The 21,090-nt window shown below is 65.5% G+C and carries 19 protein-coding genes and 3 tRNA genes; 6 read left to right on the plus strand and 16 right to left on the minus strand.

From position 1 onward, the window contains the following. Positions 1-146 precede the first annotated feature (146 nt). Both ACEN9N_RS15285 and ACEN9N_RS15290 read left to right on the plus strand, forming a co-directional pair. Positions 147-737 carry a 2-hydroxychromene-2-carboxylate isomerase gene (locus ACEN9N_RS15285; RefSeq protein WP_495653913.1) on the plus strand — a complete coding sequence of 197 codons (591 nt, stop codon included), beginning with the start codon at positions 147-149 and terminating at the stop codon, positions 735-737. 15 nt (positions 738-752) lie between these two features. Further along, positions 753-2,444, plus strand: a complete 1,692-nt coding sequence (locus tag ACEN9N_RS15290) for an AMP-binding protein (protein ID WP_495653914.1) — start codon at positions 753-755, stop codon at positions 2,442-2,444. A gap of 431 nt (positions 2,445-2,875) precedes the next feature. Here ACEN9N_RS15290 and ACEN9N_RS15295 read toward each other — a convergent pair whose 3' ends face one another. The 14 genes from ACEN9N_RS15295 to folC all read right to left on the minus strand — a co-directional run bounded on the left by ACEN9N_RS15295 (position 2,876) and on the right by folC (position 16,231). Beyond that, positions 2,876-3,547: a glutathione S-transferase family protein gene (locus ACEN9N_RS15295; RefSeq protein WP_413316046.1), complete on the minus strand. Its 672-nt coding sequence runs from the start codon at positions 3,545-3,547 to the stop codon at positions 2,876-2,878. Positions 3,548-3,606: 59 nt separating this feature from the next. After that, entirely contained in the window at positions 3,607-4,134 is a 528-nt protein-coding gene (locus ACEN9N_RS15300; RefSeq protein WP_413316045.1) for an isocitrate/isopropylmalate family dehydrogenase, read from the minus strand. 4 nt (positions 4,135-4,138) lie between these two features. Next, positions 4,139-5,056, minus strand: coding sequence for a Bug family tripartite tricarboxylate transporter substrate binding protein (locus tag ACEN9N_RS15305; RefSeq protein ID WP_413316065.1), 918 nt, complete (start codon positions 5,054-5,056; stop codon positions 4,139-4,141). A gap of 94 nt (positions 5,057-5,150) precedes the next feature. Beyond that, positions 5,151-7,145 (minus strand): aconitase family protein, encoded by a 1,995-nt coding sequence (locus tag ACEN9N_RS15310; protein ID WP_495653915.1) that lies wholly within the window; start codon positions 7,143-7,145, stop codon positions 5,151-5,153. 81 nt (positions 7,146-7,226) lie between these two features. After that, positions 7,227-8,123, minus strand: coding sequence for a LysR substrate-binding domain-containing protein (locus tag ACEN9N_RS15315; RefSeq protein WP_495653916.1), 897 nt, complete (start codon positions 8,121-8,123; stop codon positions 7,227-7,229). 834 nt (positions 8,124-8,957) lie between these two features. Next, positions 8,958-9,034, minus strand: a tRNA-Asp gene (locus ACEN9N_RS15320). A 69-nt stretch (positions 9,035-9,103) separates the two neighbouring features. Further along, positions 9,104-9,179: transfer RNA gene (locus ACEN9N_RS15325), tRNA-Glu, on the minus strand. Between the two features lie 51 nt (positions 9,180-9,230). Continuing rightward, positions 9,231-9,306, minus strand: a tRNA-Ala gene (locus ACEN9N_RS15330). A 36-nt stretch (positions 9,307-9,342) separates the two neighbouring features. Next, positions 9,343-10,731 (minus strand): glutamate--tRNA ligase, encoded by a 1,389-nt coding sequence (gene gltX / locus ACEN9N_RS15335; RefSeq protein ID WP_007835507.1) that lies wholly within the window; start codon positions 10,729-10,731, stop codon positions 9,343-9,345. 4 nt (positions 10,732-10,735) lie between these two features. Next, positions 10,736-11,962 carry an O-succinylhomoserine sulfhydrylase gene (locus ACEN9N_RS15340; protein WP_413316064.1) on the minus strand — a complete coding sequence of 409 codons (1,227 nt, stop codon included), beginning with the start codon at positions 11,960-11,962 and terminating at the stop codon, positions 10,736-10,738. An 11-nt stretch (positions 11,963-11,973) separates the two neighbouring features. After that, the gene (purF, locus tag ACEN9N_RS15345; RefSeq protein WP_007835511.1) at positions 11,974-13,476 is read right to left on the minus strand and encodes an amidophosphoribosyltransferase; all 1,503 of its coding nucleotides are present in this window, start codon (positions 13,474-13,476) and stop codon (positions 11,974-11,976) included. A 12-nt stretch (positions 13,477-13,488) separates the two neighbouring features. Then, positions 13,489-13,974 carry a CvpA family protein gene (locus tag ACEN9N_RS15350; RefSeq protein ID WP_007835514.1) on the minus strand — a complete coding sequence of 162 codons (486 nt, stop codon included), beginning with the start codon at positions 13,972-13,974 and terminating at the stop codon, positions 13,489-13,491. Positions 13,975-13,995: 21 nt separating this feature from the next. Then, positions 13,996-14,862, minus strand: a complete 867-nt coding sequence (locus ACEN9N_RS15355; protein ID WP_495653917.1) for an SPOR domain-containing protein — start codon at positions 14,860-14,862, stop codon at positions 13,996-13,998. 61 nt (positions 14,863-14,923) lie between these two features. After that, positions 14,924-16,231, minus strand: coding sequence for a bifunctional tetrahydrofolate synthase/dihydrofolate synthase (folC, locus tag ACEN9N_RS15360; protein WP_495653918.1), 1,308 nt, complete (start codon positions 16,229-16,231; stop codon positions 14,924-14,926). Positions 16,232-16,267: 36 nt separating this feature from the next. Between folC and ACEN9N_RS15365 the strand changes: the two genes are divergently transcribed. From ACEN9N_RS15365 to argG, 4 genes are all read left to right on the plus strand, one after another. Further along, positions 16,268-16,621 (plus strand): ArsC family reductase, encoded by a 354-nt coding sequence (locus ACEN9N_RS15365; RefSeq protein WP_413316039.1) that lies wholly within the window; start codon positions 16,268-16,270, stop codon positions 16,619-16,621. Between the two features lie 59 nt (positions 16,622-16,680). After that, on the plus strand, positions 16,681-17,265 hold the full coding sequence (locus ACEN9N_RS15370; protein WP_495653919.1) for a hypothetical protein: 585 nt from the start codon (positions 16,681-16,683) through the stop codon (positions 17,263-17,265). Between the two features lie 125 nt (positions 17,266-17,390). Next, positions 17,391-17,714, plus strand: coding sequence for a pyrimidine/purine nucleoside phosphorylase (gene ppnP / locus ACEN9N_RS15375; protein ID WP_495653920.1), 324 nt, complete (start codon positions 17,391-17,393; stop codon positions 17,712-17,714). A gap of 16 nt (positions 17,715-17,730) precedes the next feature. Beyond that, complete coding sequence (gene argG / locus ACEN9N_RS15380; protein WP_413316036.1) at positions 17,731-19,071, plus strand: argininosuccinate synthase; 1,341 nt, start codon at positions 17,731-17,733, stop codon at positions 19,069-19,071. 74 nt (positions 19,072-19,145) lie between these two features. On the opposite strand, the gene ACEN9N_RS15385 is transcribed toward argG, so the two are convergent. Both ACEN9N_RS15385 and murB read right to left on the minus strand, forming a co-directional pair. Then, positions 19,146-19,988, minus strand: a complete 843-nt coding sequence (locus ACEN9N_RS15385; RefSeq protein WP_495653921.1) for a glycine-rich domain-containing protein — start codon at positions 19,986-19,988, stop codon at positions 19,146-19,148. A 4-nt stretch (positions 19,989-19,992) separates the two neighbouring features. Next, entirely contained in the window at positions 19,993-21,045 is a 1,053-nt protein-coding gene (murB, locus tag ACEN9N_RS15390) for a UDP-N-acetylmuramate dehydrogenase (RefSeq protein WP_007835527.1), read from the minus strand. Positions 21,046-21,090: the final 45 nt, after the last annotated feature.

Here is a 21,090-nt window from a genome sequence, read left to right on the forward strand (position 1 = left end):
AAACGTTCGTTAAGTCATCGCACGTTAATCAATGAACGTTCGCTTGTCAATCAAGAAGGAAGTCCAGTGAAACCCCCGTTGACGTGAGCGCGGCAATCACATAGCTTCCGTTAAACAAACGTTCGTTAACTAAAAGGAGCCCGTGAATGCGCAAGTCAGTTGATTTCTTCTTCGATGTCGGCAGCCCCTCGTCCTATCTGGCATGGACGCAGTTGCCCCGCCTGTGCGCCAGCCATGGCGCCGACCTCGTCTACCGGCCAATGCTGCTGGGCGGCGTCTACCAGGCCACGGGCAACGCCTCGCCGGCCAACATTCCCGTCAAGGGGCGCTATACGCAGATGGACTACGAGCGCCATGCGCGCCGCTATGGCGTGCCGTTCCAGGGCAATCCGCACTTCCCGGTCATCACGCTGTTCCTCATGCGCGCGGTTACCGGCATCCAGTTGCGGCGTCCGGAGCAGCTGCAGCAACTGCTCGGCTGCGTGTTCAAGGCGCTCTGGATCGACGCGCTCAACTTGAACGATGCGCAGCTCACGGCCCGCATCCTGGCCGAGGGCGGGTTCGATCCCGCCGAGATCGAGCGCCTGACGCAGGACGCCGAGATCAAGGCCGCGCTGAAGGCCACGACGCAGGAAGCGGTCGGGCGCGGCGTGTTCGGTGCACCCACGCTCTTCGTCGGCGATCAGATGTTCTTCGGGCAGGACCGCATGGACTTCGTTCGCGAAGCCCTGTCCTGAGTCGCCGCCAACCGCATGAAGGAAAAACTCATGGAACACCGACCCTGGCATGCCTCCTACCCCGCAGGGCTTCCCCGCGAGATCGTCCTGGACGACAGTGAATCCCTCGTCACCTTGCTTGAACGTGCGTTCACGAAGCACAGTACCAGGACGGCCGTCACCTGCGCCGGAGAATCGCTGACCTTCGCGCAGGTCGAGCATGCGTCGGCGCTGCTCGCGCGGTCCCTGCAAGCAGCCGGGCTCAAGCGCGGTGACAGGGTCGCCCTTCTGCTGCACAACAACCTCATCTACCCCGTGGCTTTGGCCGCCGTCCTGCGCGCGGGCATGGTGGGGGTGACCATGAACCCGCTCTACACGGCACGCGAGCTGGCATACCAACTGGCCGATTCGGGGGCGTCCGCACTGGTGGCTGCCGAGCCGTTCATGGGCGTGGTCACCGAGGTCCTCGGCCAGACACAGCTTCGGTATGTCATGACCGTGCCGATGCAACAGGTGAAGCAGGCATTGTTCGCGACGGGCGGCGATGCAGGTGCGCCAGCTGCGAACGATGAACCTCGCGTCGTCGGTTTGCGCGAAGCGACCGCCGCGCTACCGGACGCCGATTTCGCCAGCGAGCACGTGCGCCCCTCCGACCTGGCTTTTCTGCAGTACACCGGCGGCACGACGGGTGTTTCCAAGGGCGCTTGCCTGACACACCGCAGCGTGCTTGCCAGTTCGCTGCAGATGCGGTCATGGCTGGGGTTGGCACTCGACATCGACAACTTCGAAATCGTAACGCCGTTGCCGCTGTATCACATCTTTCCACTCGGCATGGCTCTGACGGCCCTTGCCAGCGGCGCTCACAACCGCTTGGTCGTCAATCCGCGCGACGCCCAGGCGCTTTGCGCCGAACTCGAGCGCGCGCCCTTCGACATGCTGATCGGCGTCAATACGATGTTCAATGCCTTGGTGGCGTTGCCCGAGTTGCCCGGCATCGACTTCTCCCACTGCAATGTGGTCATCGGCGCCGGCGCCTCGATCCAGTCGGCCGTTGCAGCCAAGTGGGTTGCGGCCGGCGGCCCACCCATCACCGAGGCCTATGGGCTTACTGAAACGTCGCCCAGCGTTACCTTCAACGCGCCGGGGCGCAACGGCACCATCGGTGCGCCAGTGCCGTCAACCGACGTTCTCATCGTCGACGAGGCGGGCGAACCAGTGCCGCTCGGCACGCCCGGCGAGTTGCTGATCAAGGGCCCGCAGGTCTTCGCGGGCTACTGGAACCGCGAGGAGGAAACGCGCAGGTCTTTCACGCCGGATGGCTGGTTCAAGACCGGCGACATCGTCACCATGGATGCACAAGGTTTGATGTACATCGTCGACCGGAAGAAGGACATGATCCTGGTCTCTGGCTTCAATGTCTACCCGAACGAAATCGAAGGCGTGGTCGCCATGCACCCGGACGTGCTCGAATGCGCGTGCGTCGGGGTGCCTGACGAGCGCTCGGCGGAGGCCCCCCATCTCTTCGTCGTCCGCCGCGTACCTGGGCTGAGGGCGGAAGAGTTGGAAGCGCATTGCCGCAAGCTCCTTGCCGCATACAAGGTGCCTCGCCACATCACGTTCCTCGAGTCGCTGCCCAAATCAGCAGTGGGAAAAATTCTGCGCAAAGAACTGAGGCCAATTTCCAGCGGTGCCACGGACGCGGCACCCAAGGTTGAAGTCGCCGGATGAGTAGCTGAATCGACGTCGTCGGGGCGCGGCGTTCGAACGAACAACATCACGATTCGAAGATGAGGACCGGCCCATACCTTCATCGAATCCCCAGTACTTCGGCACGACCTCGCTAGAAAATTTTGTCTTTGCGTTGTTTGCCCACGCCGGAATGCTTTTCTTCAGAGTGTCCAAGTCGAGCTTTGTTCGACCAGATCGCGGACAAGTGGTCGATGATGATTCTGGCCGTGCTGGATGACGAGCCGCACCGGTTGACCCGCGAGGGCTTTGATCTTCTCGTGAGTGACTGACAGAGGCCAATGGTCCGGCTCTTGCCAAACTCATGCTGCTGAGGAGCCTCGCACGGCGACCGAAACCTGCCGGCCAAGATGCTTGTCGGTCGCCACGGCACCAGATGTTTGCGCCCGCCCGAACACCAACGTGCAACCCAGCTATTCGGCCCTGATGTCGGGCGACGCAATTGTGGGCACCCCCTGCAAGATGGCGGCACCGTTCTGGGTCACCATCGCGCGCCGGTAAGCAGGCCTCGCCTGCAGGCGTTCCCAGTAGGCGCGAACCGAAGGCGTGAACTGCTGGTCGAGGCCGAGATGCTCGGCCAGCAGCAGCGCGTAGCCGACCGAAACATCGGCGGCAGTGAAACGATGCGCACAGAGGAACTCCTGCTCCACTAAGAGGGGTTCCAGCGTCCGCAACCTCGCGAGGAACCACTTGCCGTAGTCATGGGCCACCTGGGGCTGACGCCGCTCGCCCGTTTCGAAGTGCAGATAGCGCAGCACCAGCGTCTGCGGGAACGTCAAGGTCGCTTCGCCGAAATGCAGGTAGTTCAGGTAAGCGCCAAAGGCCGGCTCATCGACGCCGACATCAAGCTTTCCTGGTGAGAAGCGCGCCGCCAGATACTGGCAGATTGCGGAAGACTCTGTCATGCGAACAGTCCCGTCGATCATGGCCGGTACCGTCCCCAGGGGGTTGATCTCCAGGTACGATCGGGCAAGCACGCGAGGCGGGAACGGCATCATCTTCAGGTCGTACGGAATCCCGAGTTCCTCCAGCATCCACAAGGGACGAAACGAACGTGCGCTCACGCAATGGTGCAGGGTGATCATGGCTTCAGTGCTCGGAAATGGCGGGTGTCGGTCCGCTTTTTACAGCGTTGGCAATGAGGTCACCCATGCGCGCCGCTCCAACCAGCCGGGTGCTGCTGCATTGGATGTCCGCGGTTCGGTAGCCTTGGCCGAACACCGAGCGTATCGCAGCCTCCGATGGCCGCGGAAAGGTCGGACCGGCGCGCGGAGTGGCGCAACAGAAGCCCAAAGGCGCGGATGCAGGCGATCGGATTCGCGATATCTTGCCCGGCGATGTCGAGCGCAGTTCCATGCCCTGCCTCGAACATGCCTTTGGCGCCTTTTCCCAGCATCGCCGATGCCGACAACCCGATCGATCCTGTCAGCGCCGACGCCGCGTCGCTCAGGAGATCGCCAAAGAGGTTGCCCGTCAGGATGACGTCGAAGGATTCCCCGTCCGGCGCGCTGCGCTGGCCGCGCGGCAGACTGGTGTAGACGTCTCCGTTCAGCTCGCGCACCACCAGCAGGTCGGTGCCCGCGACGCGTTCGGCACGCAACGGCGAGAGCCGCGCCAGATCCGGCGGAACGACGACCTCGCCTGGCAGCATCGCGATCCTGAATGCCGGCATGGCCTCAGTCCAGTGTGGCGCCGGACTGCTTCACCAGCTTCTGGTGCTTCGCCAACTCGGACTGGAAGAAGGCTGGCGCCAGGTCAGGCCCCGTGTTCAGGACCGTGAGCCCCTGGCCGGCGATGACGGTTCTTGCTTCCGGCGATACCAAGGCCTCTTGCACCGCCGCGGCATAGCCGTCGACCACGGGTTTGGGCAAACCGGCCGGACCGATCAAGGCAATCCAGGCGTCGAAGCTGTACCTGGGCACACCCGACTCCATCATCGTCGGCACGTCGGGCAAGGCCGCGGAGCGCGCCGGCGTCGACACCGCCAATGCGCGCAGTGCCCCGGCCTTGACCTGTGGGGCGACCTGCGAGATCGAAACGAACGCGAGTTGCACCTGCCCGCCGATCAGATCGGTGATGAGCGGTCCAGTGCCGCGATAGGGCACGTGCTTCATGTCGATGCCGGTCTCGCTCACCATCAGTTCCCCCGCCAGGTGGAGCACGCTCCCGTTGCCGGCGGACCCGTAGTTGAGCTTGCCGGGATTGGCCTTCGCATAGGCCAGCAGCTCCTTCACGCTCTTCACCGGAAGCGCGTTGTTCACCACCAGCACGACCGGCACCGTGGCCAGTACCGCGATGGGCGTGATGTCCTTCATGCTGTCGTAGGGAATCGTCTTGTAGATGCCTGGATTGATGACATGGTTGGACGACACCATGCCGAGCGTGAGCCCATCCCTGGGTGCCTTCACGATCTGTGCGGTGCCCGGAATTCCTCCAGCGCCGACGACGTTCTCCACCACGATCGGATGGCCGGTCGCGCGTCCGAAGGCCGGTGCGACTGCGCGGGCGACCGCATCGACCGTCGAACCTGCGGCCAGTGGAACGACGAGCCGTATCGGCCGGTCGGCATTCGAGGATTGCGCGGCGGCGAACAAGGACGTGGCAAGCAACGCTGCCGCTAAAGAAACGGAAATGGCTTTCCGGAGGAAATGTGCATGCATGGGTTTGTCTCTCTTGCTTTGTTGGAATTCATGGATGGCGCGCCTGGAGCTCGGCAAACGAAACGAGTTCGCCCGCAATCGCGCTGGCCGCCACCGTGGGCGGGCTGGCGAGCCAGACTTTTCCGGGGCCGCCCCGGCCGGGGAAGTTGCGGTTGATGGCGCTCACGGTGACCTGGTCGGCCCGCACCGAACCACCCGGCCCGCAGTTGCCGCAAGCGCCGCAGGAGGGCTGAAGAATGCGCGCGCCCACGCGTTCGAACGCATCCATGTACCCAGCTGCAATGCAATGGTCGCGTACCGCGGTGGTCCCGAACTGGAGATACAGGTCCACCCCGGGCGCGACCTTGAGTCCGCGGTCCGCCGCCCACCTGAGCACCGCGTGGTAATGGTCGAAGTCTTCGCGCTTGCCAGCCGTGCACGAGCCCCCGTAGGCGATGTCGATGCGCACCCGCTCGCCGACCGCCGCCAGCGGCAGGCCGTTGCCGGGATCGCCCGGTGCCGCGACCATGGGGGAAAGCTGCGTGCAGTCGACGTGGAGCGTCCTGGCGTAGACCGCGCCGTCGTCGCTGCGCATCCAGGGCTCGACTTCGAAACCGATGCCGCGGCGCTCGCGCAGGAAGCGCACGGTCTCGGCATCGGGAGCGACCAGGCCGGTGAAGCCACCGAGTTCCGCCGTCATGTTGGTGAGCGTGGCGCGCTCGTCGGTGGTCGCGCGCCGCACCACCTCGCCCGTGAACTCGAACACCTTGCCCACCCCGCCGCCGTCGCGCACGAAGGGCAGCGCGAGCAGATGCAGCACGACGTCCTTGGCGGTCACGCCAGGGGCAAGCGAGCCATCCAGCACGATCTTCACGGACTGCGGCACCGTCAGCCGCACCGCTCCCGTCACGAAGGCATTCGCCATGTCCGTGGTTCCCACGCCAAAGGCCACGCAACCAAGGGCACCGCTGTGCGGCGTGTGCGAATCCGTGCCCACCACCAGTTGGCCCGGCAGCGCATAGTGCTCCGCCACCATCGCGTGCGAGATGCCGGCCACGTTGGTGCCGTCGTCCTTCGCAGCCTGTTCCTCCGTCAGTGTGCGGTGCGAGCGCAAGCCGTAGGCAGCCGCGAATTCGCGCTGCGCCTCGACCATGCGATGCACATTCGGCACCAGGCCGCCGCGCACGTGCGCGGGGCTCTCCTCGACATAGGACGTGTGGTCTTCGAAGACGACGATGGAATCGGCGTCGTGCAGCACCAGCGGCCGGCCGAAGGTGGCGTGCAGCATGTGCGCGGCCATGCCTGTGTAGTACTCGTGGATGAAGCGAAGGTCGGCGCGCACGAAGGCACCGACGCCCGGCGCGGGATGCGCCTGCGTCAGTTCGGTGGCGAGCGCGTGGCGCGCCACGATCTTCTCGAACAGCGTGCGCGGACGCGCGCCCTGAGTCTTGGGCGGCACCGTGATGTCGCGCATGGATCGCTGGCCGAACCTCAGCAGCCCGCCGCTCTTCAGGATCGCGGCGGCCAACGCGTCGCGGCCGGCCACGAGGTCGTCGACCGGAATCGCCTCGCCCGCCTGGACGCGCGCGACCAGGCCGAAGTCGGTCGAGGTGAACAAGCCGATGTTGTCGGCGTTCTGCCGGTACAGGCGCTCGAAGCCTTCGGCGATGACCAGCCGCACGCCGGCCGCCTTCTCGGCGGTGGGGCTGTGCTCGCGCGAGGAGCCCTTGCCATAGCGCCTGCCCGCGACCACGACCTCGATGCCCGACGCTCGGATGGCATCGATGCCGATCGGGAATGCCTCGCCCGCCTTGAAGCCGGTGTAGGGGTAGCGCCCCAGCTTGTCGTCGTAGTGCGTGAGGATCGGAAGCGGCGTGATCTCGTCCGTCGAAACATCGTCACGCAATGGCGACGCGTCGGCGAGTTCGAGGCGCTCGCCCTTCAAGCTCAGCTCGACCATGCGTGCGGAACAGCTCAGGAAAAGGACGCGCGGGTCGAACCGGATGCATTCGGCGCTGGCGGCGGCTGGCGTGGAGGCTGTCATGCCCCCGATGTTCGCGGGCAGTGGCAGCGCCATAAAGCGCTCGCTCGGCACAGGGGATCTCGCCATCCGCGAGATCGGTGATTACCCTTGCAGACTCTCGATCAGGGCCGCAACTGCGCGAGGCTGCGGGGTCTTGCGCAGGGCGTAGATGTTCAGGACGCGGTCGGCCCATTCTTCCGCCAGCGGGCGCTTGGCAAAGCGGTCGGCCCCCGCATAAGCCGTCACGGCACTTCGAGGCACCACGGCGATGCCGAGGCCCGCCTCCACCATGCGGCAGACGGCATCGAAGCTGCTGACCGTCACCTTCGGATTGAAACGCCTGCCCAATGCTGCGGCGCGCTCGTTCAGGGACCGGTCCATCGCGCCGCCCTGGTGAATGCCCACCAAAGGAAATTCGAGCGCACGCGCAAACGTGACGATCTGCAGGGCCGCCAATTCATGCCCCGAGGGAAGCACCACGAGCAACGGGTCGGAGGCGAAGCGCCAGGCATCCATGCCCGCCGGCACCGCGACGTCGACACCCACACCGACATCGGCGCGATCATCCAGACAGGAGCGCAGCACGTCGCGCGTGTCTTCCTCGCGCAGGGCGACCTCCACGCCCGGATATGCCTCCATGAAGCGGTGCAGGCGCTCGGGCAGGAAACCGATGACGGAGGACATGTTGGCATGAAGGCGCACCCTGCCCCGCACTTCGCCGCCTTCGCTCTGCACTTCGCGCAACAAGGCTTGCAGTTCGTCGTCGAGGCGTTCGCCGCGCGCCAGCACCAGCCTGCCGGCATCGGTGAGTGCAATGCCACGTGGCGACCGCACGAGCAGCGGCGTCTCGAAGGCATGTTCCAGGTCCGCGATCCTCCGGCTCAAGGCCGAAGGTGCGATGTTCTCCACTGCAGCAGCACGGACGATGGAGCCGGCGCGGGCCGCCGCTACGAACAACCTGATGCTGTAGGAATCGATTCGACGGTTCACGGGCTTCATCGCTTGGTGGGCTGCCTAGTGTGGCACACGGATTTGCTGCGTCGCCTCCTACCCTGCAAGTGCGAAGCACCGTTCGCGAGGAAGACATGACGCGCGAGATCGTGATCGATGCGCTGCGAATGGCGTGGTTCAAGTGTCATCCGGGCAAGCAGGGGAAGATTGATCTTTCGAAGCAAAGCGACTCAGGCCGCCCAGTACGCCAGTCACGACTTCAGGGATGCACTCAAGGAGTACGGCATCGGCCAAGGACGAAACCGCCGCGCGGCTGACTCGACACGGGCCTATGTCGGTCCGATGCAGTTCGAGCAGGACTGGCTTACCAACTCGACGATGACATTGGTTCGCTCTTTTTCACCGAGCGAACCAGCATGCCCCCCGGTTCGCAACTCCGCTTCGGGACGCTGCACATTGCTGCGGTAGGTTGGGCTCAGTAGACATCCTCGGCAACCGATGGACATACCACGACGGCACTGGACGCCGCCGTGGAAACCGAAGGGCAAGGTCACATGCGAGCTCAAACCAACGATGAATCAAGCCAAGAAGTCGCCGCTGATCATGCAGCTCAACGAACTTTGCAGGCGGCTCATCTGCTTCAAGAAGCGCTTGGGCTTCTTCGCGCCGATCCAACGCTGCCGACGGCACACACGACGAGGCGCATGCCCGACAGGCTTCTGAGACTGCCTGAAGTCGATGCCGACGATGTGAACCCGATGCGCGGATGCCGCATTTCTACAACGGATCAGGATCGTCGGAAATCTAGGGCAACGTTAGGACACGAAGGCCTCAAATGACAAAAGGGTTAGCAGATACTTATCTGCTAACCCTTATGAATATTGGCGGAGTGGACGGGACTCGAACCCGCGACCCCCGGCGTGACAGGCCGGTATTCTAACCAACTGAACTACCACTCCTGGTAGACAACGTTCACTCCTTGCGGAGCCAAGTGCTGACGACTTGTGCCTGCTTCACTTGCGCGAAACTGGCGACCCTACGGGGATTCGAACCCCGGTAGCCACCGTGAAAGGGTGGTGTCCTAGGCCTCTAGACGATAGGGTCAAAACCTTGGACGTGCTGCGATCAGCATCTCTAACCTTCTCGACACTTTGATGGTGGAGGTAAACGGGATCGAACCGATGACCTCTTGCATGCCATGCAAGCGCTCTCCCAGCTGAGCTATACCCCCGTGTGGGTGTCGAGCCTCGAATTATAGCCCGATTTTTCAGGCCTTTTTCAATCGCTCGATAACTTTTTCGCGGGAAAAAATTTCGAGCACTGAATCGAGGGACGGTGTCTGCGATGTTCCCATCACAAGCACTCGTACTGGCATCGCCAACACCGGCATTTTCAATGCATGTGCGGCGAGAACTTCCTTGATGGTAACTGCGATTGAGGCCTTATCCCAGGTCACGCCCATCAATTTTTCAACGAGTGTTGCAATCGCGGGCTTCACTGCATCGGTGATGTGCTGCGCGCGATCGGCTTCGGTCACGTCGATGTCCGCATAGAACGCGGCAGCCCACCCCGCCAGCGCCACCGTGGTGTCGCAACGGTCCTTGAACAGCGCGCAGATCGCAGGCAAACGTTCATCGGCGACGATGCCGCGCTTTTGCAACTGTGCTGCAACAAGCGGGGAGAGCTCGTCGCCGCTCTTCGCCTTGATGTACTGCGCATTCACCCAGGCAAGCTTTGCCGCGTCCCACTGCGCGGGGCTCTTCGACAAGTGCGAGCCGTCGAACCAGCTCACCATCTGCTCGCGCGTGAAGAGTTCATCGTCGCCGTGGCTCCAGCCGAGGCGCGCGAGGTAGTTGAGCATGGCCTCGGGCAGGTAGCCGTTCTCTTCGTAGGCCGTGACGCTCACCGCGCCGCGGCGCTTCGAGAGCTTCTGTCCGTCGTCGCCCAGGATCACGGGCACATGGCCGAACTGGGGCAGCGGCGCACCAAGCGCGCGGAAGATGTTGATCTGCCACGGCGTGTTGTTGATGTGCTCGTCACCGCGGAACACGTGCGTGATGTTCATGTCCCAGTCGTCGACCACCACCGCGAAGTTGTAGGTGGGCACACCGTCGGGCCGCAGGATGATGAGGTCGTCGATCTCGCGGTTGTTGATCGTGATCTCGCCCTTCACGAGGTCGTTCCACGTGACGTCGCCTTCGGGCGGGTTGCAGAAGCGCACCACAGGCGGCACGCCTTCGGGCACGGGCGGCAGCACCTTGCCTGGCTCGGGGCGCCAGCGGCGGTCGTACAAGGTCTTCTCGCCGCGTGCACGTTGCGCCTCGCGCATCTCCTCGAGCTCCGCGGGCGTGCAATAGCAGTGGTAGGCGGTGCCGGCCGCGAGCATCTGCGCGACGACTTCGCGGTAGCGCTCGAGGCGCTGCATCTGGTAGATCGGGCCTTCGTCGTAGTCGAGGCCAAGCCAATGCATCGACGCGAGGATCTGGTCGGTCGAGTCCTGCGTGGAGCGGGCCACGTCGGTGTCCTCGATGCGCAGCACGAACTCGCCGCCATGGTGGCGCGCATAGGCCCACGAGTAGAGGGCCGTGCGTGCCGTGCCCAGATGAAGGAAACCCGTGGGGGATGGGGCGATGCGGGTGCGTACTTTGCCGGTCATTTCGTTATCGTGGATTCAGGGTGCTCAGGCCGCGCGCGATGTCGGCCTTGATGTCTTCGACATGTTCGAGGCCAACCGCGAGGCGAATCAGCCCCTGGCCGATGCCAGCCGCCTGGCGCTGCGCCTCGGTGAGGCGGCCATGCGAAGTGGTGCCGGGGTGCGTGATGATGGTCTTCACGTCGCCGAGGTTGGTGGCAAGGCTCACCACGCGCGTGCTGTTCATGACATGGAAGGCATTGGCGCGCGCCGTCTCGGGCGAGTCGCCGACCACGTCGAACGACACCACCGCGCCGCCCTGCCCCGACTGCTGCTGCATCGCCAGTTCGTGCTGCGCATGCGAGGCGAGCCCCGGATAGTAGACGCGTGCGATGCCCGGCTGCTTCTCGAGCCATTGAGCAATGTCCATCGCGTTCGCGCAATGCGCCTTCATGCGGATGCCGAGCGTCTCGATGCCCTTGAGCACGACCCACGCATTGAACGGTGCCAGCGCCATGCCGGCGGTGCGCACGATGGGCCCGAACACATCGACGATGAGCTTCGAGGGACCGCAGATCGCGCCCGCCATCACGCGGCCCTGGCCGTCGAGGTGCTTGGTGCCCGAGTGGATGACGAGGTCGGCGCCCAGCGCCGCCGGACGCTGCAGGATCGGCGTGCAGAAGCAGTTGTCGACCGCCAGCAGCGCGCCCGCCGCATGCGCCACATCGGCCAGCGCGCGGATGTCGCAGACCTCGGTCAGCGGGTTGGTCGGCGTCTCGGCAAACAGCAGCTTGGTATTGGGCTTGACCGCCGCGCGCCATTCGGCCACGTCGGTCTGCGACACGAAGGTGGTCTCGACGCCGAACTTGGCGAACTCCTTGCCGAACAGGTTCAGCGTGGAGCCGAACACCGAGCGCGAGCAGACCACATGGTCGCCTGCCTTCAGCAGGCCCATGCACATCATGAGAATCGCGCCCATGCCGGTCGAAGCGCCGATCGCCGCTTCCGTACCTTCGAGCGCCGCGATACGCTGCTCGAAACTGGTCACGGTCGGGTTCGAGGTGCGCGAGTAGGTGAAGCCCGGCTCGGTGCCAGCGAAACGGCGCATCGAGGTTTCCGCATCGGGCTGCACGAAGCCGCTGGTCAGGAAAAGCGCGTCGGAATGCTCGCCGTACTGGCTCGGCGCGAGCCCGGTGCGCAGCGCGAGCGTCTCCGGATGCAACCCGGGCGGCAGTGTTCGTTCTTCGTCGGTCACTTCGTCTGCTCTCACTCGCTGTGGTTGGGAAGCGCGAGGCGCGAAGAATCCTCTTCGGTCTCTTCGACGCGGGGACGGTTGCCGTTCATGCGCGAGATGGCCTCGGTATCGATGTCGCCGGTCACGTACACGCCGTCGAAGCACGAGGCGTCGAAGCCGTCGAGCTTGGGGTTGAGCGAGCCGATCGCGCGCTTCATGGCATCGACGTCCTGGTAGATCAGCGCGTCGCAGCCGATCAGTTCGCGGATCTGCTCGACCGTGCGGTCATGCGCCACCAGTTCGCCCTTGGTCGGCATGTCGATGCCGTAGACGTTGGGGTAGCGCACCGGCGGCGCGGCGCTGGCCAGGTAGACCTTGCGCGCGCCGGCGTCACGCGCCATCTGCACGATTTCCTGGCTGGTGGTGCCGCGCACGATCGAGTCGTCGACCAGCAGCACGTTGCGGCCCTTGAATTCGCTGGCGATCACGTTGAGCTTCTGGCGCACCGACTTCTTGCGCACGCCCTGCCCCGGCATGATGAAGGTACGGCCCACATAGCGGTTCTTCACGAAGCCTTCGCGGTACGGCACGCCCAGCAGGTGCGCGAGCTGCGTGGCGCTCGGACGGCTCGACTCGGGGATCGGGATGATCACGTCGATCTGGTTCGGCGGCACGGTCGAGACCACGCGCTTGGCCAGCGTTTCGCCGAGGTTCAGGCGCGCCTGGTAGACCGAGATCCCGTCGAGCACCGAGTCCGGGCGCGCAAGGTACACGAATTCGAAGATGCAGGGGTTCAGCGTAGGCGACTCGGCGCACTGCATCGAGTGCACCTTGCCTTCGAGGTCGATGAACACGGCTTCGCCCGGGGCGATGTCACGCTCGAACACATGGCCCGAGCCTTCGAGCGCGACCGATTCGCTGGCCACCATCACGGCGCCGTCGGCGCTGCGGCCCATGCACAGCGGGCGGATGCCGTAGGGATCACGGAAGGCGAGCAGGCCGTGGCCGGCAATGAGCGATACCACGGCGTACGAGCCGCGCAGGCGCTTGTGCATGTTCTTGACCGCGGCGAACACTTCGGCCGGGTGCAGCGGCACGCCGCGCGACGAGCGTTCGAGTTCGTGTGCCAGCACGTTGAGCAGCACCTCGGAATCGCTCTCGGTGTTGGTGTGGCGGTGATCGGTGGAAAACAGCTCCGCGCGCAGCGCATGCGCGTTGGTCAGGTTGCCGTTGTGCACCAGCACGATGCCGAAGGGCGCATTCACGTAGAAGGGCTGCGCCTCTTCCTCGCTGTAGGCATTGCCGGCGGTCGGGTAGCGCACCTGGCCCAGGCCCACGCTGCCCGGCAGCGCGCGCATGTTGCGCGTGCGGAACACGTCGCGGACCATGCCCTTGGCCTTGTGCATGAAGAACTTGCGTTCCAGCAAGGTCACGATGCCGGCCGCATCCTGGCCACGGTGCTGCAACAGCAGCATCGCGTCATAGAGCAGCTGGTTGACGGGTGCGTTGCTGACAACGCCGACGATTCCACACATGAACGATTCCTCTCAGGGCAGGTAGCTTGCCAACTTTTCAGGCAGCGCGGGTTTCAGGCCCTGCAATGCCGCATCGAGAACAATGGCGCTGCGCGATTCGTGCCACCAGGCACTGTCGCTCAACACCAGCAAATGAACAACGACGGCCAGCACGAGCAGGGCCACCGCGCCCCGCGCCGCACCGAACGCTGCTCCCAGAATCCGGTCCACCGGCCGCAGGCCCACGACCGTGATCAACTTGCGCGTGAGCGCCGCCACCAGGCCCACGCCGAACACCACCGCCACGAAGACGAGCACGAAGGCCAGCGGATAGCGCCAGGCCCCCTGCGGATCGCCGAACGGCAGCCATGCCGCCACGCCGGAAGCCAGCCACTGGGCGGCGATGAAAGCCGCCACCCAGCCGATCAGCGAAATCACTTCGAACACCAGCCCGCGCATCAGGCCGAACAGCATCGACACCCCGATGAGCGCGACGGCGATCCAGTCGAGCAAGGCCACGGCAACAGCAGGCGACGGCTCTTACAACGTGAGGATCGCAGCCGCCAAAGACAAGCCCTTGACCCTTTCCGCCGCGCGGTCGGCCTCGGCACGCGAACCGAAGGGGCCCACACGCACACGCGTGCGCTGCTCGCCGTCGGCTGTCTTGGCCACGTGCACGTAAGTCTTGAGGCCGGCCTTCTCGAGCTTCTGGCGCACTTCGCGCGCCTTGTCGGCGTCGGCGAAAGCGCCGACCTGCACCACGAAGCGGCCGCCTTCATCGGCGGCGGGCTTCGGCGCGGCAGCCGTCGCGACCGGCTTGCCTTCGAGCAGCGCGCGGGCACGGGCAGCATCGCCCGAGTCGGCCGGCTTGGGCTTCGCTTCTGGCTTGGGTTCGGGCTTCGGCTTGGGCTCGGGTTTGGGTTCCGGCTTGTGTTCGGGTTTGGCCTCCGGCTTGGGCTTGGGCTCCGGTTTGGGATCGGGCTTGGGCTCGGCGGCCGCGACGGGCGGCGTGCTGGGCACGGGCCTGCCGGATTCGATCACCGTGCCGTCGGCGGTCTCGGTGATCATGCCGCCGGACGATGCCGAGGCCACGCGCGAACTGCTGCCGCTGTCTGGCGCTGCCGGCGCGGTGCTCGTGGTGGCCGCAGGCGCGACGGGCACGGGCAGTGGCTTGACCTTGTTGCGGTCGGGAATCTCGATGGGAATGTCGACCGACACGGGGCGCGGCTGTGTATCGAACAGCAGCGGAAAGCCGATCACGCCGAGCAGCACCAGCACCGCTGCGCCGAGCAGCCGGTGGCGTGCACGCCGACGCATGGTTTCGACACTTTCCGCGGGGACGGCGGCAGGGGCGCTGCGTCCTTCGTTGCCTTGCGGGCCGCGCGTGCGGAACTTGAAAAACGCCATGAAGTTCGATCCCTGAAGGAGTGCAGCGAGGTGGTGCCAGATGGTGTGGACAGCCCGACGATCAGCCGCCTGGCAGCAGGTGTTTGGCTTGCAGCCGGGGGGTGCCGTTTTCGAGCACGCCACCCACGGTGAAGAACGATCCGAAGACCACGATTCTATCAGCGGGCCCCGCCTGCCCGATGGCTGCGCGCAACGCTTCCATCGGGGCCGCGTACACGCTGCCCGAGGCGTCGGTTCGCGTGTTCTGCGCCTGCCAGCTGGCCAGCAGGTCGGCCGCCTTGGCGGCGCGCGGCGTGGGCAGGTCGGTGAAGTACCAGCGGTCGATCAGCGGCCCGATACGCGCGAGGATCGGTGCAAGGTCCTTGTCGGCCATCACGCCGAACACGCCATGCGTTGTGGGGTAGAAGCCCATCGCATCGAGGTTCTCGGCCAGCGCGGCCACGGCATGGGCGTTGTGCGCCACGTCGAGCACCAGCGCCGGTTCGCCCGGCACGATCTGGAAACGGCCCGGCAACTCGACCATCGCGAGCCCGTTGCGCACGGCCTGCGCGGTGATCGGCAGTTGCGGGCGCAGCGCTTCGAGCGCCGCAAGCACGCCGGCCGCGTTGATGAGCTGGTTGGCCCCGCGCAGCGCCGGGTAGGCCAGCCCGCTGTAGCGCCGGCCACGGCCCGACCAGCCCCACTGCTGCTTGTCGCCCGACACGTTGAAGTCGGTCCCAAAGCGCCAGAGGTCGGCGCCGATCGCGTTCGCATGGTCGATCACGCTCTGCGGCGGCATCGGGTCGCTCACGATGGCGGGCTTGCCCGGCCGCATGATGCCGGCCTTCTCGAAGCCGATGCTTTCGCGGTCGGGCCCGAGGTATTCCATGTGGTCGAGGTCGATGCTGGTGATGACCGCGCAGTCGGCGTCGATGATGTTGACCGCGTCGAGCCGCCCACCCAAGCCGACTTCGAGGATCGCCACATCGGGCTTTTCCTCGGTCATGCAATGCAGGATGCCGAGCGTGGTGAACTCGAAGTAGGTCAGGGGCATGTCGCCCCGCGCCTTCTCCACCACTTCGAAGCTTGCTATAAGTTTGGAAGCATCGACGGCTTCGCCCTTGAGCCGCAGGCGCTCTTCGAAGCGCACGAGGTGCGGCGAGGTGAACACCGCCGTGCGATAGCCCGCGTGCGTGAGGATCGATTCGAGCATGGCGCAGGTCGAGCCCTTGCCGTTCGTGCCCGCCACCGTGATGACGGGGCAGTTGAAGCGCAGGCCGAGGCGCTGCGCCATTTCCTTGGCGCGCTCGAGCCCGAGTTCGATGTTCTTGGGATGGAGTTGCTCGGCGCGCGCGAGCCAGTCGTTAAGGGTTTCCATGGAGGCCGGCATTGTCGCCGACTGGCCGCCCGGGGCATCATCGCGGCCATGACAACCCTATACGGCATTCCGAACTGCGACACCGTCAAGCGCGCCCGCGCCTGGCTCGATGAACATGGCGTGGCCTACACCTTCCACGATTTCAAGAAACAGGGCGTGCCCGAGGCCGAGCTCGACCAGTGGCTGAAAAAGCCCGGATGGGAGGCCCTGGTCAACCGCAAGGGCACCACCTGGCGCAAGCTGGACGACGCCACCCGCGAGGGCGTGGTCGATGCCGGCTCGGCCCGCGCCGTGCTGCTGGCCAACCCCAGCCTGATCAAGCGGCCGGTGGTCAACTGGGGGGCGAAAAAACCCGTTACGACAGGGTTCGACGCCGACGCCTGGGCTGCCAACGCCGTGTAAACGCCGGAACCCGGCCTGCCTGCCCGGCCTCCAACCCCGATCTGCAGGAGAAACACACCATGAATACGCATGTTTTTCGCACCCTCGCCGGGATTTCCGCGGCCGCAGCGTTGGCCGCCGGCACCGGGCTCGTGCACGCCCAGCAGAACCAGGTGGTCCAGGCCCGCGTGATCTCCGCCACGCCGATCCGCGAAACGACCGGCAGCGACGTCAACTACAACGTCACCTATGAATACAACGGCCGCCAGTACACCACCCGCATGAACAGTCGGCCCGGCGCGACCATTTCGATCCAGGCCAACGCCTACGGCGTGACGACCTCACCGGTGGCGCCGCAGTCGCAGCTGCAGCCCTATCCGGTCGAAGCCGACAACGGCAACGGTTATCCGCAGTATGGCGGCTCGCCATGGGACAGCGTGGTGCCCGAGCCGGGCGTGGTGGTCTCCGACGCTCCCGCGCCGGTCTACCAGCCGGCGCCGGTGTATGCCGCTCCCGTCTACGTGCAGCCAGCCTACCCGTACCCCTATGCCTATCCCTACGTCTATCCGCCGGTCGGCATCTCGCTGAACCTCGGCTATTCGCGCGGCTGGGGCGGTGGCTACTACCGCGGCTGGGGTGGCGGATACCGCGGCTGGCACCGTTGAGCCGCTGACCGGCGGCCCAAGCCGCCCGAGCCCCTAAAATCGAGGACTTTTCCAACCCTTGACGGGTGCGCCGCTGGTGCGGTGCGTCCTCGATTTGCCGACCGCTCCCGCGCCGGCGCCATCCAATGACGACTACCGACACCCTCAACAGCGCCGCAGTGGCCACCAAGGCCAATGTGTATTTCGATGGCAAATGCGTGAGCCACAGCCTCACGCTGGCAGATGGCACGAAGAAATCGGTCGGCGTGATCCTGCCGTCCACCCTCACCTTCAACACCGGCGCGCCTGAAATCATGGAAGGCACCGGCGGCAGCTGCGAATACCAGCTCGCGGGCAGCGCCGAATGGATCGCCTCGGGTCCGGGCCAGAAATTCAACGTGCCGGGCAACTCGAGCTTCCAGATTCGCGTGGCCGGCGAGCCCTACAGCTACATCTGCCACTTCGGCTGAAACCGGACCTCCTGACATGTCGACCATCCTCCAAAACGTACCCGCCGGCCAGAAGGTCGGCATCGCCTTCTCGGGCGGCCTGGACACCAGCGCAGCGCTGCACTGGATGAAGCTGAAGGGCGCCGTCCCCTACGCCTACACCGCCAACCTCGGCCAGCCCGACGAGCCGGACTACGACGAGATCCCGCGCAAGGCGATGCTCTACGGCGCCGAGAACGCCCGCCTGATCGACTGCCGCGTGCAACTGGCCAACGAAGGCATCGCCGCGCTGCAGGCCGGCGCCTTCCACGTGACCACCGCCGGCGTCACCTACTTCAACACCACGCCGCTGGGCCGTGCCGTCACCGGCACGATGCTGGTGTCGGCCATGAAGGAAGACGACGTCCACATCTGGGGCGACGGCAGCACCTACAAGGGCAACGACATCGAGCGCTTCTACCGCTACGGCCTGCTCACCAACCCCAACCTGAAGATCTACAAGCCCTGGCTCGACCAGGCCTTCATCGACGAGCTGGGCGGCCGCGCCGAGATGTCGGCGTTCATGCAGAAGGCCGGCTTCGCCTACAAGATGTCGGCCGAGAAGGCCTACTCGACCGATTCGAACATGCTCGGCGCCACGCACGAGGCCAAAGACCTCGAGCACTTGAACAGCGGCATCCAGATCGTGCAGCCCATCATGGGCGTGGCCTTCTGGAAGGACGAAGTCGAAGTCAAGCGCGAGACCGTCTCGGTGCGCTTCGAGGAAGGCGTGCCCGTCGCGCTGAACGGCGTGCGCTACTCGAACCTGGTCGACCTGATCCTCGAAGCCAACCGCATCGGCGGCCGCCACGGCCTGGGCATGAGCGACCAGATCGAGAACCGCATCATCGAGGCCAAGAGCCGCGGCATCTACGAGGCTCCCGGCCTCGCGCTGCTGTTCATCGCCTACGAGCGCCTCGTCACCGGCATCCACAACGAAGACACCATCGAGCAGTACCGCGACAACGGACGCAAGCTCGGCCGCCTGCTCTACCAGGGCCGCTGGTTCGACCCGCAGGCCATCATGCTGCGCGAGACGGCGCAGCGCTGGGTGGCACGCGCCATCACCGGCGAAGTGACGGTCGAGCTGCGCCGCGGCAACGACTACTCGATCATGAACACCGAGTCGGCCAACCTCACGTACAAGCCCGAGCGCCTGAGCATGGAAAAGGTCGAGGGCGCATTCACGCCGCTGGACCGCATCGGCCAGCTCACGATGCGCAACCTCGACATCGTCGATACGCGCGAGAAGCTCGCGATCTACACGCAGGTCGGCCTGCTGTCGTCGAGCGAAGGTGCTTCGCTGCCGAAGCTGGCCAACGACGGCGACGCGAGCTGATCGCAGCGCCCTGTCTCCTCGGAGGCAGAAACGACGACGGGCCCCTCGGGGCCCGTTTTCCTGGCGCGCGGGTGTCAGTCCCCGCCGCCTCCTCCGCAGCCGCCGCCACACCCGCCCCCGCCGTCGGACGAGCCCCCGCCATCGCCGGAGCCGCCATCCCCGCCACTGCTGCTCGATTCGCTGCCGCCGAACCCGCCCGCATCGCCCGCACTACCGCCATCCGACGATGACGATTCGCCGAAGCTGGTACCGCACTGGGCATCGGAGCCGATATGCCGCTCGACCGCCCGGCAATCGGGCACGTAGTGGAAGCCGCCCGCAATGGCGAACTTGATGTCCAGCGCAAACAGCAGCGGCAGCCGCGCCGGCTTGCGCGGATCGATGCTCTCCTCCTTGCAGGCCCAGTACCAGGTGCGGCGCAGGCCGTCGTTGCGCCGCGCGTCCTTGCCCAGCACCTCGGCCGGACTGTGGTGCAGCATGGCGCCGAAGGCCGCCTTGCACCAGTTCTGGTAGCCCTGCGTGTGCAGGATGAACTCGTGCCACGCCGTGTCGACCACCTTCGAAGGCATGGCGACGAACTTGCGGTCGCTGCGCAGGTGCGACATGAAGAATTGGCGCAGGCCGCGCAGCACCAGCTCGGCGTCGCGCCGGCTCAGTTGCGGATGCGCCTCGCGCAGCTTGCCGATGAGAAACGACGGCAGCCGGGCCTCGCGGATGAACTGGCGGCGCAGGCTGGTTTCGAGGAACTTGAGCACCGCCGAGAACAGCAGCGCCACCACGATCACGGCCACCACCGAACCCCAGCGGCGCGAACCCAGGAACACGGCGGCCAGCGCGACGAGCGGCACCGCCCGCCGGGCCCACACGAGGGCACCGATGCGGCGGCGGAAGTTCAGGTGCAGGAAGTCGAGATCCATGCCGTCAGACCACCACCGGTTCCGGCTCCAGCCGGATGCCGAAGCGCTCGTACACGCTGGTCTGAATGGCCTTGGCCAGGGTCATCACCTCGCCGCCCGTCACCGGGTTCTCGCGACCGCCGCGGTTGACCAGCACCAGCGCCTGCCGCTCGTACACGCCGGCATTGCCCACCGACTTGCCTTTCCAGCCGCAGGCGTCGATGAGCCAGCCGGCCGCAAGCTTGATGCTGCCGTCGGCCATCGGGTAGTGCACGATCTTCGGGTCACGCGCAATGATGTCGGCGCACTGCTCGGGTGTGACCGTCGGGTTCTTGAAGAAGCTGCCGGCGTTGCCCAGCACGCGCCAGTCGGGCAGCTTGGCGCGGCGGATGGCGCAGATCCAGTCGAAGATGTCCTGGGCGTCCGGCGTGAAGTTGCCGGTTTCTTCCATCTTGCGCTCCAGGTCGAGGTAGCCGACCACGGCCTTCCACGGCTTGGGCAAACGGAATCGCACCCGGGTGATCACCGCCCGGCCCGCCAGCCCGAAGTCGTTCGGGCCGCTGCGCACGTGCTTGAACACCGAATCGCGGTAGCCGAAGGCGCACTGCGCGGCATCGAGCGTGAAGCTGCGGCCGGTTTCCAGGTCGTAGGCGTCGAGCGACTCGAAGCGGTCCTGCAGTTCGACACCGTAGGCGCCGATGTTCTGCACCGGCGAGCCGCCCACCGTGCCCGGAATCAGCGCCAGGTTTTCGAGCCCCGGGTAGCCGCTGCGCACCATCCATTCGACGGCGTCGTGCCAGTTCTCGCCGGCACCGGCCTCGACGATCCAGGCGCGCGGGGTTTCTTCCACCAGCCGCAGGCCCTTGATCTCGATCTTCAGCACCAGCGGCTTGACGTCGCCCGTGAGCACGATGTTGCTGCCGCCGCCCAGCACGAAACGGGGCGCATCGCGCCATGCCGCGTCGGCGTGCAGCGCGACCAGGTCGGCTTCGCTGGCGATGCGCACAAGATGCAGCGCACGCGCGACGATGCCGAAGCTGTTGTAGGGCTGCAGCGGGACGTTGGACTCCACGATCATGGGAGAATTGTCGCATCCAGCCCAAGTGAATTCAGGAGAGAGTCC

Source organism: Variovorax sp. Varisp46, assembly GCF_059491885.1.

What these genes read in the sequence shown, in the direction of transcription:
- ACEN9N_RS15285 (WP_495653913.1), top strand. Translation starts at nt 147, where the DNA reads ATGCGCAAGTCAGTTGATTTCTTCTTCGATGTCGGCAGCCCCTCGTCC.
- ACEN9N_RS15290 (WP_495653914.1), top strand. Translation starts at nt 753, where the DNA reads ATGAAGGAAAAACTCATGGAACACCGACCCTGGCATGCCTCCTACCCC.
- ACEN9N_RS15295 (WP_413316046.1), bottom strand. Translation starts at nt 3,547, where the DNA reads ATGATCACCCTGCACCATTGCGTGAGCGCACGTTCGTTTCGTCCCTTG.
- ACEN9N_RS15300 (WP_413316045.1), bottom strand. Translation starts at nt 4,134, where the DNA reads ATGCCGGCATTCAGGATCGCGATGCTGCCAGGCGAGGTCGTCGTTCCG.
- ACEN9N_RS15310 (WP_495653915.1), bottom strand. Translation starts at nt 7,145, where the DNA reads ATGACAGCCTCCACGCCAGCCGCCGCCAGCGCCGAATGCATCCGGTTC.
- ACEN9N_RS15315 (WP_495653916.1), bottom strand. Translation starts at nt 8,123, where the DNA reads ATGAAGCCCGTGAACCGTCGAATCGATTCCTACAGCATCAGGTTGTTC.
- gltX (WP_007835507.1), bottom strand. Translation starts at nt 10,731, where the DNA reads ATGACCGGCAAAGTACGCACCCGCATCGCCCCATCCCCCACGGGTTTC.
- purF (WP_007835511.1), bottom strand. Translation starts at nt 13,476, where the DNA reads ATGTGTGGAATCGTCGGCGTTGTCAGCAACGCACCCGTCAACCAGCTG.
- ACEN9N_RS15355 (WP_495653917.1), bottom strand. Translation starts at nt 14,862, where the DNA reads ATGGCGTTTTTCAAGTTCCGCACGCGCGGCCCGCAAGGCAACGAAGGA.
- folC (WP_495653918.1), bottom strand. Translation starts at nt 16,231, where the DNA reads ATGCCGGCCTCCATGGAAACCCTTAACGACTGGCTCGCGCGCGCCGAG.
- ACEN9N_RS15365 (WP_413316039.1), top strand. Translation starts at nt 16,268, where the DNA reads ATGACAACCCTATACGGCATTCCGAACTGCGACACCGTCAAGCGCGCC.
- ACEN9N_RS15370 (WP_495653919.1), top strand. Translation starts at nt 16,681, where the DNA reads ATGAATACGCATGTTTTTCGCACCCTCGCCGGGATTTCCGCGGCCGCA.
- ppnP (WP_495653920.1), top strand. Translation starts at nt 17,391, where the DNA reads ATGACGACTACCGACACCCTCAACAGCGCCGCAGTGGCCACCAAGGCC.
- argG (WP_413316036.1), top strand. Translation starts at nt 17,731, where the DNA reads ATGTCGACCATCCTCCAAAACGTACCCGCCGGCCAGAAGGTCGGCATC.
- ACEN9N_RS15385 (WP_495653921.1), bottom strand. Translation starts at nt 19,988, where the DNA reads ATGGATCTCGACTTCCTGCACCTGAACTTCCGCCGCCGCATCGGTGCC.
- murB (WP_007835527.1), bottom strand. Translation starts at nt 21,045, where the DNA reads ATGATCGTGGAGTCCAACGTCCCGCTGCAGCCCTACAACAGCTTCGGC.